This window comes from Amycolatopsis kentuckyensis, from assembly GCF_002155975.1.
Classification (GTDB): domain Bacteria; phylum Actinomycetota; class Actinomycetes; order Mycobacteriales; family Pseudonocardiaceae; genus Amycolatopsis; species Amycolatopsis kentuckyensis.
Map to the genome: position 1 here is coordinate 1 of NZ_MUMI01000436.1, position 13,964 is coordinate 13,964.

Sequence of the window (13,964 nt, forward strand, 5' to 3'; positions counted from 1 at the left end):
CGGCGGCCAGGGCGCGCGCGGTGCCCGCCGGGTCCGGGTTTTCGTCGTTCACGTTGTGCGAGACGACCGTGAGGTCCCCGCCGGCTTCGCGCTTGTCGAAGAGCCGGCCGCCGAAGCACCCGCCCCAGACCAGGGCCGGCAGCAGGAGGACGACGAGGGCGAGCGCCGAGCGCCGGACCAGCGCCGCGACCAGCAGCGGCACGACGAGCAGGCCGGTCCAGGGCAGGACCGTCTCCAGCAGGCTGCCGGCGTTGCCCGGCCAGTTGGGCACCAGCGGGTGCGCGAGCGGCAGCAGCGCGGTCAGGACGGCGAAGGCCGCGGTGACGCGGCCGCGGCGCCACGTCCAGGTGCGGCGGCCCGGGACGGCGATCGGCTCGGTGACCGCGGTCATCGGGTGGCCGCCGGCAGTTCCCGCCGGATCGCGGCGATGAGCTTCCCGCTGTTCTCGAGCGCGGCCCGCAGCCCGGCGGCCGGCGTGCCGCCCGGGTTCTGGTGGAGGACGACGCCGAGGATGAGGGCACCGTCGTTCGCGCGCGCGGCCCACATCAGGGCGCCCCCGGCGGCGGTCGACGAGCCGGTCTTCAGTCCGATGACACCGTCCCGGCCGAGCAGGGTGTTCGTGTTGACGACCGCGCCCGGTACGCCGTCGATCCGCAGGCTGGGGGTGGCGGCGATCGCCCGGATCACCGGGTTCTTCATCACCTCGCGGGCCAGCCGCAGCTGGTCGGTGGCGGTGCTCGTGGTCGAGTCCTCGACACCGCTGGCGCCGGTGTAGGTGGTGCTGGTCATGCCCAGCGCGGCGGCCTCGCGGTTCATCTTCGCGACGAAGGCGTCCTGGCTGCCGGCGTCCCACCGGGCGAGCAGCCGGGCGACGTTGTTCCCCGAGGGGACGAGCGTCAGGGCGAGCAGGTCCCGCTCGCTGAACCGCCGGCCCGCGCGGACCGGCGCGCTCGACTCCTCGGCCGAGGTGGACTCGGCTTCGGCCTGGTCGTCGACGGTGATCTCCGGGCCGGCCTCGTCGGGGCCGAGCGGGTGGTCCTTGAGCACCACGTAGGCGGTCATGACCTTCGTGACGCTGGCGATCGGCACCGGCTGCCGCTCACCTCGGCTGCCGAGCGAGCCCAGGTTCTCGACTTCGACGCTCGACTGTCCCCCGGCGGGCCACGGCAGCGGCAGGTCGACGTCCGGACGGGCGGCGAAGGCGCGGCCGGCGGTCTCGGGCGGGAAGACGACCCAGCAGGCGGCGGCGAGCGCAACGGCGACGGCGGCGACGATCCCCGCGGCGACGGGCGGGATGCGGGTGCGGGCCATCGGTCTCCTCCGGGTGCGGGGTGCGCTGGGTGCGCACACCGATCACTGTGTCCGGGGAAGATCGCCGGTTCGTCGGGGATGTTCGACAGGTGTGAACCAGAAGTGTCCCGATCCTGTACCAAAGCCGGCCGGCGCGCCGAGGGGACTCGCCTCTGGCGAGAGGGAAAGTCCCTTCAGCCCACGCCGGCCGGCCGGTGCGCCCGCGGGGTCACGCCGCGGAGCGCTGGATGCAGTCCAGACCCAGGCCGAGTGCCGTGGCGACGTACTGGCAGACGTGTGACGAGTGCGCCTCGTCCGTCTGCGCGCAGGCGACCGGCACCCCCAGCAGGTCCACCGAGCAGTACGCGTAGAACTGGGTCGAGCTGCCCGGCACCATGTCCGCCGAGGCCGGCGTGGCCGCGGCGACCACCGCGGAAACCGTGAGCGCAGCGGCCGTTGCCCAAGAGGCGATCCGGGTGTTCATCGTGCTCTCCTTCCGCCGAGATTTCCCCTGTGTGCCAAGGGGTTCACCGGGCAGAATTCCCCGTCGAACGCCTCTTCAGCTCCGCGTCACCGGAAAGTGTTACGACCAGACCCGTTCACATACGTGACCATTGTTCATGCTGTTGACCGATGTCGGGGCGGTGACCTATAAAGAGAACGTCCGGGTGTCCGCCGCAACACCTCCGCAGTCCCGCATTCCGGAGGCCATCGGTGTCCCCACGCCCCTCGTCCCGGCGCGCCGTTTTCCTCGGCGCCGCCGGTATTTCCGCCGTCATCGCCGGCACCGCCGCGCTCGGCGGCCCGCCGCCCGCCCGGGCCGCCGGGGCCGCTCTCTCCGCCGCGTTCGCGCGGACGTCGGTCTGGACCAGTGGCTACGGCGGCGGCTACACGATCACCAACCGCGGCGACACCACCGCCACCGGCTGGTCCGTGGAGTTCGACCTGCCCGCGGGCTCGGTGGTCGCCAACTCGTGGAGCAGCGTCCGCACGCAGGCCGGGCAGCACTACCGGTTCACCAACGCCGGCTTCAACGGCACGGTCCCGCCCGGTGGCACCGAAAACTTCGGCTTCACCGTCACCGGCACCGGCCTCCCCACCGGCTGCACCGTCGACGGCCTCCCGTGCGACGGCGGCAGCCCGGTGACCACCGCACCCACCACCACCTCGGCGACACCGACGGCCACCACGACCCCGCCCGCGGGCGACACCGTCGACGTCGCCACGGCCGCCCAGCTCCAGGCCGCCCTGGCGAACGCCGTCCCGGGCCAGGCGATCCGGCTCGCCGCCGGCACCTACCGCGGCTCGTTCGTCACGACGAAACCCGGCACCGCGGCGAAGCCGATCACGCTGTCCGGCCCGGCGAACGCCGTCCTGATCAACGACGGCCCGTCCGGCGAGGCGCCCGACTGCCCGGCACCGACCGCCGGCTGGGACTCCGGCTACGGCTTCTGGCTCGCGAACGCGCCGCACTGGACCCTGCGCGGATTCACCGTGCAGGAGTCGAAGAAGGGCATCGTCGCGGACAACTCGCCGCACACCACCATCGACGGCGTCACCGTGCACCACATCGACGAGGAAGCCGTGCACTTCCGCCGTTCGTCGGCCGACAGCGTGCTGAAGAACTCCACGATCACCTACACCGGCCTGGTGCAGCCCGGCTACGGCGAAGGCGTCTACCTCGGCTCGGCGAACTCGAACTGGGCCTGCCACGGCAACACCGGCGGCGTCGACCGCAGCGACCGGATCCGGGTGCTGGACAACCACATCGGCCCGTTCGTCGCCGCCGAGCCGATCGACGTCAAGGAAGGCACGACGGCCGGGTACATCGGCGGCAACACCTTCGACGGCCGCGGCATCACCGGCCAGAACTCGGCGGACTCCTGGATCGACGTCAAGGGCATCGGCTACACGATCGAAGGCAACACGGGCACGTTCGCCCCGCCCGGCACGTTCGCCAACGGCTACGAGAACCACAACCCGAGCACGAGCCCGCCGTTCGACAACGGCTGCGGAAACACCTGGCGCGGCAACAAGTCCGACCTCGGCGGCGTGGGCGCCTACGCGATCAGGATCAGCTCGGTGTCGAAGTGCGCGGCGAACCCGAACGTGGTGTACCTGTCGAACACGGTGACGAACGCCCGCTCGGGGCTGACGAACATCCCCGTCACGGCAGGATAGCGTCGACGTAGCCGCCGTCGACCCGGACCGCCGCGCCCGTGGTCGCCGAGGCGAACGGGGAACTCAGGTACACCACCAGGTGGGCGATCTCCTCGGGCTCGATCAGGCGCTGCAGCAGCGACTGCGGCCGGTGCTTCTTCATGAACTCGCGCTGGGCTTCCTCCCAGGGCAGGTCCTTGCCGACGAGCTCGTGCACGAAGTCCTCGACGCCGCCGGTGTGCGTCGGGCCGGCGATCACGGCGTTGACCGTGACGCCGGTCCCGGCCGCGTGCTTGGCGAAGCCGCGGGACACACCTAGGAGCGCCGTCTTCGACACTCCGTAGTGGATCATCTCGGCCGGGATGACGATCGCGGAATCGCTGGCGATGTACTGGATCCGGCCCCAGCCGCGGTCGGTCATGCCCGGCAGGTAGGCGCGGGTGAGCCGCACCGCGGCCAGGACGTTGACCTCGAAGTAGTGCCGCCAGTCGGCGTCGGTGATGTCCAGGGGCTCCCGGGCGCCGAAGATGCCGAGGTTGTTGACCAGGATGTCGGTGTCCGGCACCTCCTCGACCACCTGGGCCGCGCCGGCCTCCTCGGAGACGTCGCCCGGAGCCGGCAGGAAGTCCGCGTCCGGCAGGTCCTCGCGCAGCCGGGCGATGGCCTTGTGGACGCCGGTTTCGCTGCGGCCGTTGATCGCGACCCGCGCGCCCGCCGCCGCGAGACCCGCCGCGATCGCCGCGCCGATGCCCTGGGTGGAGCCGGTGACCAGTGCCGTCTTCCCGCTCAGGTCGACCCGCATCGTGAAAACCCTCTCTCGCTCGCGTGCCTCCCCGGGGCGATTCAAGCACAGCTCGCCGGAGCCCACCGGCTGGAAAATCCGGTTGCCCGCGGTCCGCGCCGGCGTCACGATCTGCGCATGACCACGACTCGCACCCCGCTCCTGCCGACCGTCGCCGCGACCACCGCGCCGGTCCGGCAGCAGCCGTGCCGCCCGCGGAGGTCGATCGCCCCGGCACCGTGACCGCGGCGCTGCTCGCCGGCCTGGTCGCCGGCTACGGCATCGCGATCCCGGTCGGCGCCGTGGGGACGTACCTGGTGGCCCTCAGCGCCCGCACGTCGCTGCGGACCGGCCTGGCCGCGGCCCTCGGCGTCGCGACGGCCGACGGGGTGTACGCGCTGGTCGCCGTGCTCGGCGGCGCCGCGATCGCGGGCGTCGTCGCCCCGGTCGCCGGGCCGCTGCGGTGGCTCTCGGCGGCCGTCCTGATCGTGCTCGCCGCCCACGGCGCCCTGCGTGCGGTGCGCTCCCACCGGGCGCCGGCCACCCGGCCGGTGAGGCCGCTCGCCCCCGGCCGCGCCTACGTCAGCCTGCTCGGCATCACGCTCGTCAACCCGGCCACGATCGTCTACTTCACCGCACTGGTGGTCGGCGACCGCGCCGGGGCCGAAGTCGCGGTGCTCGACCAGGCGGTGTTCGTGCTCGCCGCGTTCGCCGCGTCGGCGAGCTGGCAAGCCGCGCTGGCCGGCGGCGGAGCCCTGCTCGGGCGGGTCCTGACCGGCCCCCGCGGCCGGCTGGTGACGGCGCTCGTGTCCAGTGCGGTGATCACCGCACTCGCCGTCCGGCTTGTCCTCCCCTGAGCCGGAAACCGTTGCCCTGTAACGCTTTGTCCGGTTCCCGGGCGCACGCCGGAAGACGTCCGGCCGCCCGGCCCGCGGCTAGCGTCGGGGCAACGAGCACGGGAGGCGGCCATGGCGATGCCGATGTCGGGGTGGGACACCGCGGGCGCGGTGCTGCTGGTGCTCTGGGCACTGGCCATGTGGACGGCGGTGGCCGTGCTGGCCCGCGCGAACCGCGGGCCGGTGCGGCCCTGGGTGTACCGCGGCGCCCTGGCGGTGATCGGCTCCGGCGTGCTCGGGCAGCTCGGGCACGTCCAGGAGCACGTCGCCCAGGCCGGCTACTGGCTGGGCCACCCGAACGCCCCGGCCTGGATGACGCCGTGGGGCACCGGCCTGGCCGGTGGCCTCCAGCGGGTCCTGCCCGGCCGGCCCACGTTCGGGATGGAACTGCTGCACCTGACCGGGAACTTCCTCTTCCTGGCCGGCCTGGCGGGTGTCATGGTGATCACCCACCGGGCGACCGGCACCCGCACCCGCCGCTGGGCGAAGACGGGCGTCTGGATGCAGGGCCTGCACGGGCTGGAACACCTGGTCCTGACGCTGTCGGTCGCCTTCGGCGCGCCCCGGGCGATCGGGCTGTCCACCTTCTTCGGTCTCGTGGACCCGGGCCCGGGGCTGACCACCTACCGCGTCTGGTGGCACTTCACCGCGAACGTGCTGGGCTCGATCGTCTTCGGGCTCGCGCTGTACCACCTGTGGCGCGAACGGCGGGAGGTCCGCGCCACCTTCGTCCTCCGGCCGCTGCCGTCGGTCACCGGGCGGGCGGCGTGACGCAGGTCAGCGTCGGCACCGCCCAGTCCGCGTGGTCCTGCCCGTTGCCGTCGCCGCCGTCGGACACCATCAGGTCGAGCACCTGCGCGCCGGTGACGTCGACGTCGATCGGGACCGCCGCCTGCCCGCCCCGGACCACCGGCGTCGTCACCTTCGGCACGCCGTCGGCCGAGACGCTGAAGCTCACGCTGCCGCCCGTACCGGTTTCGCCGTCGACGCCCACCGAAGCCGTCAGCCGCGTACACGCTCCGGCCAGGTAGAGCTGGACGTCGCTCGCCGCGTGGGCGCCGAGTCCCTTGGCGTAGGCCACCCCGCCGATGGTCATCGGCTTGCCGTCGCCCGCGCTCGCTTCGCCGTTGCTCGTGTCGCGTTCGACCGGGCCCCAGCCGTTCGTGGCGGTGAGGAACGGCAGCGAGCTGACCGCCACCTCCCCCGCGGGCGGTGCCGCAGGAACGGCCCCCACGATCCGTTCCCCGGTCACCGACCCCGCGCGGCCCGCCTGCCGGTAGGCCACCGCGACCTTCAGCGCGGCGGTGTCCACAGTGGAGGGCGGCGTCACGGTCCAGGTGAACGTGGCCGACCTGCCCCCCTCGATCCGCGGCACCGAAGGCGGCGACGCGGCGCCGATCGTCCACCCGGGCGGGGCGGTCAGCGCCGGCATGACGTCGAACGCCGGGGGTGCGCCCGCGGGCACCCGCACGGTCGCCGACGCGGTGAACGACTGGCCGGCCGACGCGGTGTCCGGAGCGGTCAGCGCCACCTCGGCGGTGGGTGCCGGCGGCATCGCGTACCGCGCGGGGTCGTAGCCCGGCGACGCGTTCTGCCGGACGGCCAGGGGCGAGCGGTAGCTGCCGTAGTTCGTCCAGGCGATGGTGCCGAGGCCGCCGGTGCTGCCGTCGAGGTTCCAGACCGCGACGGCGATCGTGTTGCGGCCGTTCGGGTTCAGGATGCCGTTCGGGATCGGGAAGCTGTGCTGCGGCCCGAGGTAGTTGACGTACTGGCCGAGCTGCCAGCCGTTGACGAAGATCAGCGCGCGGTACTGCCGCGCCGGGTCGTCGGTGACGGTCAGGCCGAGCGAGGTGTCCTGGCCGCGCGGCAGATCCAGCTCCGCCGTGGTGCGGTACCACGAGACACCGGGGGTGGTGTCCTTGGCCGGGAGCGACGCCGGTGCCCAGCCGCGGTCCGGGAACCCGGGCAGCGACCAGCCCGCGCGCTCCCCGTACAGGCCGCCGGTGTTGAGCGGCCCGCGTACCTGGTCCAGACCGGTTTCGCCGCCGCGGACGCCCTGCAGCCGCCAGGTCACCGACGTGAGCGGGGTGCCGGTGAGCCGGGCCGCGGTGAGCCCGCGCGCGGCCTTGTTGCCGTTGCTGGCGCCGTAGTCCTCCTCGTGGCCCATGTTCACGGTGAGCACGGAGATCTCGTTGTCGCCCTGGTGCAGCGCCCCGGCGGGGAAGGTGAAGGTGTGCTGCGGGCTGGTCGAGCTGCCGAGGAAGACCCCGTTGAGCCACGCCGAGAACGCCCCCGCCGGGCCGCCGCTCTGGCTCGAGAGGGTGATCCCGGTCTGCTTCCCGTCGCCGGTGAAGTGGCCGCGGTACCAGGTGTTGCCGGTGTGGAAGCCGTAGTCGTCGGCGAAGAGGACGGGTTTCGTGCCGAGCGCCGTCGAGCTGTTGGTGGTCTCCTTGTCCGCCACCGGCCACGCCGAGTCGTCGAAGGCCGGCCGGCTCTCCGGGGATTCCTGCTGGTGCTTCCAGCCGGTCAGCGCGGGCAGGGTCACGGCCTTCGCGGTCGGGGCGCTCCCGGTGAGGCTGCCGCTCGGCGTCGGCTGCACCGGCACCCGGGAACCGTTCCACAGCAGCGCTTTCGCGGTGCTGAAGACCTCGAGCCCGCCGTCGGCCCCGGTGTCACCGGTCAGCGACAGCGTCCCGTACTGCTCGGCCGCGGTCCGGACCAGGTGGGTGCCGCGGACCAGCACCGGGCCGGAGGCGGTGTCCTGACGCCAGAACGTCGCCGCCGTCGCCTTGTCCGCGAGCAGCAGGAGCAGGGGTCGCGCGCCGGGCGCGGTGACGAGCACGCGGGTCAGGCCGTCGTGGGTGTAGTTCAGCCGCAGGTCACCGCGAGCGGCGTCCCAAGTGGACGTGGCGGTGCCACCGAGAACCTGGACCGCCGGCTGCTTCGCGAACCGCAGGACGGTCTCGCCCGGCCCGCCCTTGTCGCCGTAGAGCACCGCGACGTCCCGGTTGCCGATGGCGGCGGACGTCATGATCTCCGACGTCGAGTACTGCATCCGGGTGGCACCGAGGTCGTAGCCGGCGACGAGGATCTTGGACTGGCGCCCGTTCAGCGTGATGCCGGTGCCGGGCTGCTGCGGCACGACCGGGTAGTAGTCCGTGCTGCCGGACAGCAGGTCGACCGCGTCCACCACGACGTACGGCGCGGTGGCGTTCGCGTTCTTCTGCCCGGTGACGGCGATCTTCAGCGTGTGCGGGCCGGCGGGGAGGTCGCGGACCTCGTAGCCGGTGATCTGGTTCTGCTTGCCCGCCGCGTAGAGGTCGACCGAGGTCACCTTCGTGTCGTCGAGGTAGACGTCGGCGACGCCGTGGCTGGGGTCCTTCGACGTCACCCAGCGGATCCCGGTGCCGGTGAAGGGAATGCTCACGCTGTCCCCGGTGACGTTCGAGAACGACTCGGTGTGCTGGTAGTCCCCGCCGGTGTAGTTGACCTCGGGGCCGACGTGGCTCCAGGTTCCGGTGTAGGCGACCTCCGCCGCGCGGTCGTCGTAGGTGTAACCGGCGTGCGCGGCCAGGTCGAGCGCGACGCCGGTGGTGTTCGTGGCGGTCGACGTCGAGTCGCTGTGGCGCAGGGTGTGGAACTGCGTGCGGGTGTCGGGGTTGATCCGGGCGGTGTCGGTGAGCGCCGGGTCGGTGAGCGGCGCGCCCGCGAGGCCGTCGGTCTTGGTCAGCGGGGCGACGGACTGGGTGAAGTAGCCGATCAGCTTGTCTTCGGCGTACTTCGGGTCGAACTGGCGGCCTTCGGTGATCGCCGCGCCGTAGTCGTAGGAGGTGTAGTTCTGCGGGATCGCGCTCCAGCCCCAGGACGTGCCGCCGTGCAGCATGTAGAAGCTCTGGCCGGTGGCGCCGACGGCGATGTTCTGCTTGTAGAAGACGTTCGCGAACTGGTCGTTGATCAGCTGGGCGCACTTCTCGTAGCCCGGCCCGCCCCACGGGTCGAAGGCGCCGCCCTGGAACTCGGCGGTGATCAGCGGCTTGCCGGGGACGTGGTCGTAGCTGATGTCCGGCACGCCGTTCCACTTCGCCGGGTTCGAGCAGTCGAAGCCCTGCGGGTAGGAGTCGGCGGCGTCGACGTCGAGGGCGGCCGCACCGGCGTTGAAGGTGCCGTTGTTGTTGCCGACCAGCGGAACGGTGATGCCGTCGGCGCGGGCCTTGTCCTCCAGGTGCTGCATGTAGGCGCGGCCGTCGGCGTTGCCGTTGTAGTACTCGTTTTCCACCTGGTAGGCCAGCACGCTGCCGGTGCCGTTCGTGAGCTGGTGGCGGGCGATGATCCGGTCGATCTGCGTCTGCCACTCGTCGGAGTAGGCCAGGTAGACGGGGTCGGCACTGCGGGTGTGCCCGGGCGTGGTGGACAGCCAGGTCGGGAACCCGCCGCCGTCGACCTCGGCGTTGATGTACGGGCCGGGCCGCGCGATGACGTAGAGCCCGGCCTGCTGCGCCATGTCCAGGAGCTTGTCCAGGTCCCGGATGCCGGTGAAGTCGTAGACGCCCTGCTTCGGCGAGTGGTAGCCCCAGTCGAAGTACAGCGAAGTCGCGTTGAAGCCGGCCGCCTTCATCTTCTGGAAGATGTCGAGCCACAGGTCGGGGCTCGGGAGGCGGTAGGAGTGGAACTCGCCCGACCACAGGTAGGTGCGGGCGCCGTCGACCAGGAAGGAATAGCCGTCGTAGCTGACGGTATGGGCCGGCCGGGCCGCGGGGGCGGCCGCCGTCGCCTGCGGGACGGCGATTCCGGCGAAGGCGAAGAGAAAGGCGAGCAGGATGCTGAACAGCGTCCGGCAACGGTGGGCGGCGCGCATGCGGGGCCTCCTGAGCGGCGGGGACCACAATCGAACACGAACCTTTGCCGACCGCACAGAAGTGGTCAAGATACAACACCAAGATGGATCAGTGCGGTGGTCTTGTTAGCGCTAACATGATTGCCGGAAAAGGACTATTCGGATGCCGGACCAGCCGGCATCCGAAGGCGTCGAGACGTCAGCGCGGGCCGGTGCTCTCCCGGATCACCAGCTCCGCCGGCACGAGGTGCCGGGCCCCGGCGTCGCCGCCCGCCATCCGCTCTTCCAGGAGCCCGAACGTGCGGCGGCCGACCTCGATGAAGTCCTGGCGCACCGTCGTCAGCGGCGGCGTGAAGTACTCCGCTTCCGGCACGTCGTCGAACCCGGCCACGTGCACGTCTTCCGGCACCCGGATACCGGCCTCGGTGAACGCGCGCAGCAGGCCCAGCGCCATCTGGTCGTTGGCCGAGAACACCGCCTTGAGCCCGCGCTTGCCGACCAGCGCCCGGCCGGCTTCGTAGCCCGAACGCGGGCTCCAGTCGCCGCGGACCACCGCCGGGACGCGCAGGCCGCGCCCTTCCAGGGTTTCGCGCCAGCCGCGCTCGCGGTCGCGGGCCTCCAGCCAGTCTTCCGGGCCGGCCAGGTGCCAGACCGTCCGGTGGCCCAGGGACAGCAGGTGCTCGGTGACGCGGCGGGCGCCGTCGTACTGGTCGACCGAGATCACCGGCACCGGCGCCGACTCGCCGCCGCCGACCGCCACCAGCGGGATGTCCGACGGCGCCGCCTCGAGCGCGCGCCCGGCCGTCACGTGCGGGGCGATCACCACGATCCCCTCCACCGCCTGGCGCCGCAGGCTCTCCACCGCGTCGCCGATGGACGTCCGGCCCGGCCGGGTCACGCTGCAGATCGCGACGCCGTAACCGGCCTCGCGGGCCGCGTTCTCGATCCCGTAGAGGGTGCTCGCCGGTCCGTAGAGATTGGACTCGAGCGCGACCACGCCGAGCGTGCCGGACCGGCCGGTGACCAGTGCCCGCGCGGCCGTGTTGGGCCGGTAGCCGAGCTTCTGCACGGCGGCGAGGACCCGCTCGCGGGTCTCCGGGCGCACCGGCCCGCTCTCGTTGACCACGCGCGAAACGGTCATGTGCGAGACACCGGCCATGCCGGCGACGTCGGCCAGGCTCGGCTGCCGCGGCCCCGGCAGGGGAGTCCTCGTCTGCTCCCCCGGCTTCGCCCGGTCCACCACCCTGGCCCCCTCCACGTCGTACTGCCTCACCCCCGAGACGGTACCGCCGAACCGGCGCTTTCCGGGCGCCCCGCGCCGGGTCAGGACCACCCGAGCGGACGAGAGAGCGCTTTCACGACCGCGGTGACGCGCTGGGCGCCGTTCGCCCAGGTCGTGGCGGCCGGCTGGGCGGTCAGCACGACCACGACGTACCGGCGGTCGGCCACCACTCCACTGGTGTGCAGGGTGCGGCCCGGGTCGCAGCACGACCAGCCCTGTTTCACCGCCCAGTCGGTGGTGGTGACCGCGGCCGGGACGCCGAAGAGCTGCTCGGAACCGTCCGCGCCGCGGCGGGCCGCGCTGTCGAGGGCCCGCAGGATGATCTGCCGGGTCGCGGTGGGCGCGCTGTCGAGGAGGTACCGGTAGAACCGCGCGATGTCGGCGGCGGTGACGAGGGTGCTGCCCCAGTGGCCGGGCTCGACGGGCGGGCGGGTCGAGGTCATGCCGATCCGCGCGGCCCAGCCGGTGACGATCGCGGGGCCGCCCAGTTTCGCCCACAGCCGGCTCGCGATCTCGTCGTCGCTGCGCGAGAGCATCTCGGCGACGGCGCCCGCCGGCTCGCCCTGCCGCAGCGCTTCGAGCGCGATGAGCAGCTTGACCAGCGACGCGGCGGGGTAGGTCGCGTCCGGCCGGAGGGAGACGAGGTCGCGGCCGGTCCCGCGGTCGTGGACGAGCACGCTCAGCTTCCCGGGCACGAGGTCCGCGAGCTCGGCGCCGGTGGGCAGGGCCCGCACGGGTGTCTTCGGCGGCGCCGCGGTCGCCGTGGTGGCCACGCTCGTCGTCGACGACGACGACGGGACCGGGGACAGCGGTCCGGCTTCGGCCGGCCCCGGCGGCCGCACCGCCGCGGCCATCGCCAGCATCGCCACCACCGCGCCGGCACACGTCCCGGCGAGCAGCATCGCGTTCCCTCTGCGCATACCGGCTCTTGTCCGCAGACCGCTTCGCCGTTCCCGAAATGTGGCGTGCGTCTCATCCGGACGGGCGGCCGGGGACGCGGGCGACGGGCCGCGACAACCAGTAGGGTGACCAGAATCGTCGAACGGCTGGACCGGCCCGACCTCGCCGCACGGGATCCGAAGGAGATCTTCGCGCGGCTCTTCGACGAGTACGCCCCTCCCCTGCGCGGGTACCTCGCGGGCCGGGTGGGCGTGCACGTCGCCGACGACCTCGTGGCGGAGACGTTCGTCGTCGCGCTGCGAAGACGGGCGAGCTACGACCCGGCGAAGGCGCCGATCCGCGGCTGGCTCTACGGCATCGCCACCAACCTCCTGCGCAACCACGTGCGCCAGGAGGTCCGCGGGTTCCGGCTGACCGCGAAGGCGGGTGTCGAGGACCGCCCGGCCGAAAACCACGACGCCGCGGTCGCCGGCCGGGTCGACGCGGCCGCGCGGCTGCGCGTGCTGGCCGCCGGACTCGCCGCACTGTCCGAACAGGACCGCGACGTCCTGCTGCTCACGTCCTGGGCCGGTCTCGAACCGGCCGAAGTCGCCGAGGCGCTCGGCGTGCCCGCGAGCACGGTGCGCTCGCGCCTGCACCGCGTGCGCCACCGGCTCCAGGCCCTGCTCGTCCCCACCGAGGAGAACCAGTCATGAACGAGCTCGACGAGACCCTCGAGCTGCTCCACCGCGAAGCCCGCACCGCGCCGGCCGACCTGGCCGCGGCCCGCGCCCGGCTGCTGGCCGAGCTCGACGCCGAGCCGGCCGTCCCCCGGCGCCGGCGCGCGCTGCCGATCGCGGCCGCGGCGGCGGGGGTGGTCGCGGTGACCGCCGCCGTCGTCGTGGCCCAGCAGCGCCCGACGGCTCCGGCCGCCGCACCACCGGTCGCCCCGGTCCCGACGGCGGCCGCCCCGGACGTCCGGCTGATGTCGGCGGTCCAGGTGCTGACCCGGGCGGCGGACCTCACCGTCGGCGCGGCCGACCAGCTCGTCGGGCCCGGGCAGTTCCGCTACGTCGCCGAGCACACGTGGGTCCGGCGCGGCGTCCAGACCGGCGACGGCACCGGCTACACCTACCTGTGGGAGCAGGAGGTCGACCGCTGGATCCCGGCGGACGAGCACGACGTCTGGCAGGAGACCCGCAAGATCCTGAGCACCGGGAAGTTCCTCGGCGGTTCGGTCCCGCAGTCGCAGGCCCCGGAGCCGGAGATCACGAAGACGGACCAGGGCCGGTGGCAGGGCCCCTGCGGCGACTTCTTCCCGAAGTCCCAGCCGCCCAAGAAGTGCGGCGACGCGACCGACTGGGACAGCCCGGCGTTCTACGCGGCGCTGCCTCGCGACCCGGCGGCGCTGTACGCGAAGCTGCAGCAGCTGACGAAGGGCCGTGGTTCGACGCCGACGGCGATGTTCCACTTCGGCATCGAGATCCTCCGCGCGGGCCAGATGCCGGCGTCGCTGCGGGCGGAGTGGTACCGGGCGCTGGCCAAGATCCCGGGCATCACGGTGCTGGCGGCCTCGACGAACCTGGACGGCCGCACCGGGATCGCGCTCGGCCTGGCCGACCGGCACGAGATCCGGCAGCTGATCATCGACCCGGTGACCGGCGGGTTCATCGGCGAGCGCACGATCGCCGGCGCGGAGCCCGAGCAGCCATGGCTCCAGCCGGGCACGGAACTGGGCGCGAGCGCGATCACGACCGCGGTGGCCGGGCGGCTGGGTGAGGTGCCGCCGAAGTAGCGAACGCGGTTCCGGGCGCCCCGAGGTGGCCTTGGGGCGCTCGGAAC

Annotated in this window: 11 protein-coding genes and 1 pseudogene; 5 read left to right on the forward strand and 7 right to left on the reverse strand. The window is 73.0% G+C overall.

Annotated elements, in window-relative coordinates:
• The 3 genes and pseudogenes from CCN39_RS35540 to CCN39_RS35550 all read right to left on the reverse strand — a co-directional run.
• Positions 1-391: pseudogene (locus CCN39_RS35540) on the reverse strand (hypothetical protein); the annotation flags it as partial.
• Positions 388-1,311 carry a D-alanyl-D-alanine carboxypeptidase family protein gene (locus tag CCN39_RS35545; protein ID WP_086849546.1) on the reverse strand — a complete coding sequence of 308 codons (924 nt, stop codon included), beginning with the start codon at positions 1,309-1,311 and terminating at the stop codon, positions 388-390. The gene CCN39_RS35545 and the pseudogene CCN39_RS35540, both read right to left, overlap by 4 nt.
• Before the next feature lie 208 nt (positions 1,312-1,519).
• Complete coding sequence (locus CCN39_RS35550) at positions 1,520-1,774, reverse strand: hypothetical protein (protein WP_086849549.1); 255 nt, start codon at positions 1,772-1,774, stop codon at positions 1,520-1,522.
• A 230-nt stretch (positions 1,775-2,004) separates the two neighbouring features.
• On the opposite strand from CCN39_RS35550, the gene CCN39_RS35555 reads away from it, so the two are divergent.
• Positions 2,005-3,471 (forward strand): cellulose binding domain-containing protein, encoded by a 1,467-nt coding sequence (locus tag CCN39_RS35555; RefSeq protein ID WP_086849551.1) that lies wholly within the window; start codon positions 2,005-2,007, stop codon positions 3,469-3,471.
• On the opposite strand, the gene CCN39_RS35560 is transcribed toward CCN39_RS35555, so the two are convergent.
• Positions 3,458-4,252 (reverse strand): SDR family NAD(P)-dependent oxidoreductase, encoded by a 795-nt coding sequence (locus CCN39_RS35560; RefSeq protein WP_086849553.1) that lies wholly within the window; start codon positions 4,250-4,252, stop codon positions 3,458-3,460. The two genes, CCN39_RS35555 and CCN39_RS35560, sit on opposite strands and share 14 nt — an antisense overlap.
• Positions 4,253-4,470: 218 nt before the next feature.
• On the opposite strand from CCN39_RS35560, the gene CCN39_RS35565 reads away from it, so the two are divergent.
• Together CCN39_RS35565 and CCN39_RS35570 are read left to right on the forward strand one after the other, a co-directional pair.
• On the forward strand, positions 4,471-5,088 hold the full coding sequence (locus tag CCN39_RS35565) for a LysE/ArgO family amino acid transporter (protein ID WP_208630523.1): 618 nt from the start codon (positions 4,471-4,473) through the stop codon (positions 5,086-5,088).
• A gap of 111 nt (positions 5,089-5,199) precedes the next feature.
• On the forward strand, positions 5,200-5,898 hold the full coding sequence (locus CCN39_RS35570) for a DUF6008 family protein (RefSeq protein ID WP_086849556.1): 699 nt from the start codon (positions 5,200-5,202) through the stop codon (positions 5,896-5,898).
• Here CCN39_RS35570 and CCN39_RS35575 read toward each other — a convergent pair.
• The 3 genes from CCN39_RS35575 to CCN39_RS35585 all read right to left on the reverse strand — a co-directional run bounded on the left by CCN39_RS35575 (position 5,879) and on the right by CCN39_RS35585 (position 12,163).
• On the reverse strand, positions 5,879-9,982 hold the full coding sequence (locus CCN39_RS35575) for a beta-galactosidase (protein ID WP_086849558.1): 4,104 nt from the start codon (positions 9,980-9,982) through the stop codon (positions 5,879-5,881). The two genes, CCN39_RS35570 and CCN39_RS35575, sit on opposite strands and share 20 nt — an antisense overlap.
• 178 nt (positions 9,983-10,160) lie before the next feature.
• Positions 10,161-11,204, reverse strand: a complete 1,044-nt coding sequence (locus tag CCN39_RS35580; protein ID WP_086849560.1) for a LacI family DNA-binding transcriptional regulator — start codon at positions 11,202-11,204, stop codon at positions 10,161-10,163.
• A gap of 80 nt (positions 11,205-11,284) precedes the next feature.
• Positions 11,285-12,163, reverse strand: coding sequence for a serine hydrolase (locus CCN39_RS35585; RefSeq protein WP_086849562.1), 879 nt, complete (start codon positions 12,161-12,163; stop codon positions 11,285-11,287).
• A gap of 105 nt (positions 12,164-12,268) precedes the next feature.
• On the opposite strand from CCN39_RS35585, the gene CCN39_RS35590 reads away from it, so the two are divergent.
• Positions 12,269-12,838 (forward strand): RNA polymerase sigma factor, encoded by a 570-nt coding sequence (locus CCN39_RS35590; RefSeq protein ID WP_086849563.1) that lies wholly within the window; start codon positions 12,269-12,271, stop codon positions 12,836-12,838.
• On the forward strand, positions 12,835-13,917 hold the full coding sequence (locus tag CCN39_RS35595; RefSeq protein WP_208630525.1) for a CU044_5270 family protein: 1,083 nt from the start codon (positions 12,835-12,837) through the stop codon (positions 13,915-13,917). Before CCN39_RS35590 ends, CCN39_RS35595 begins: the two co-directional genes overlap by 4 nt.
• Positions 13,918-13,964: the final 47 nt, after the last annotated feature.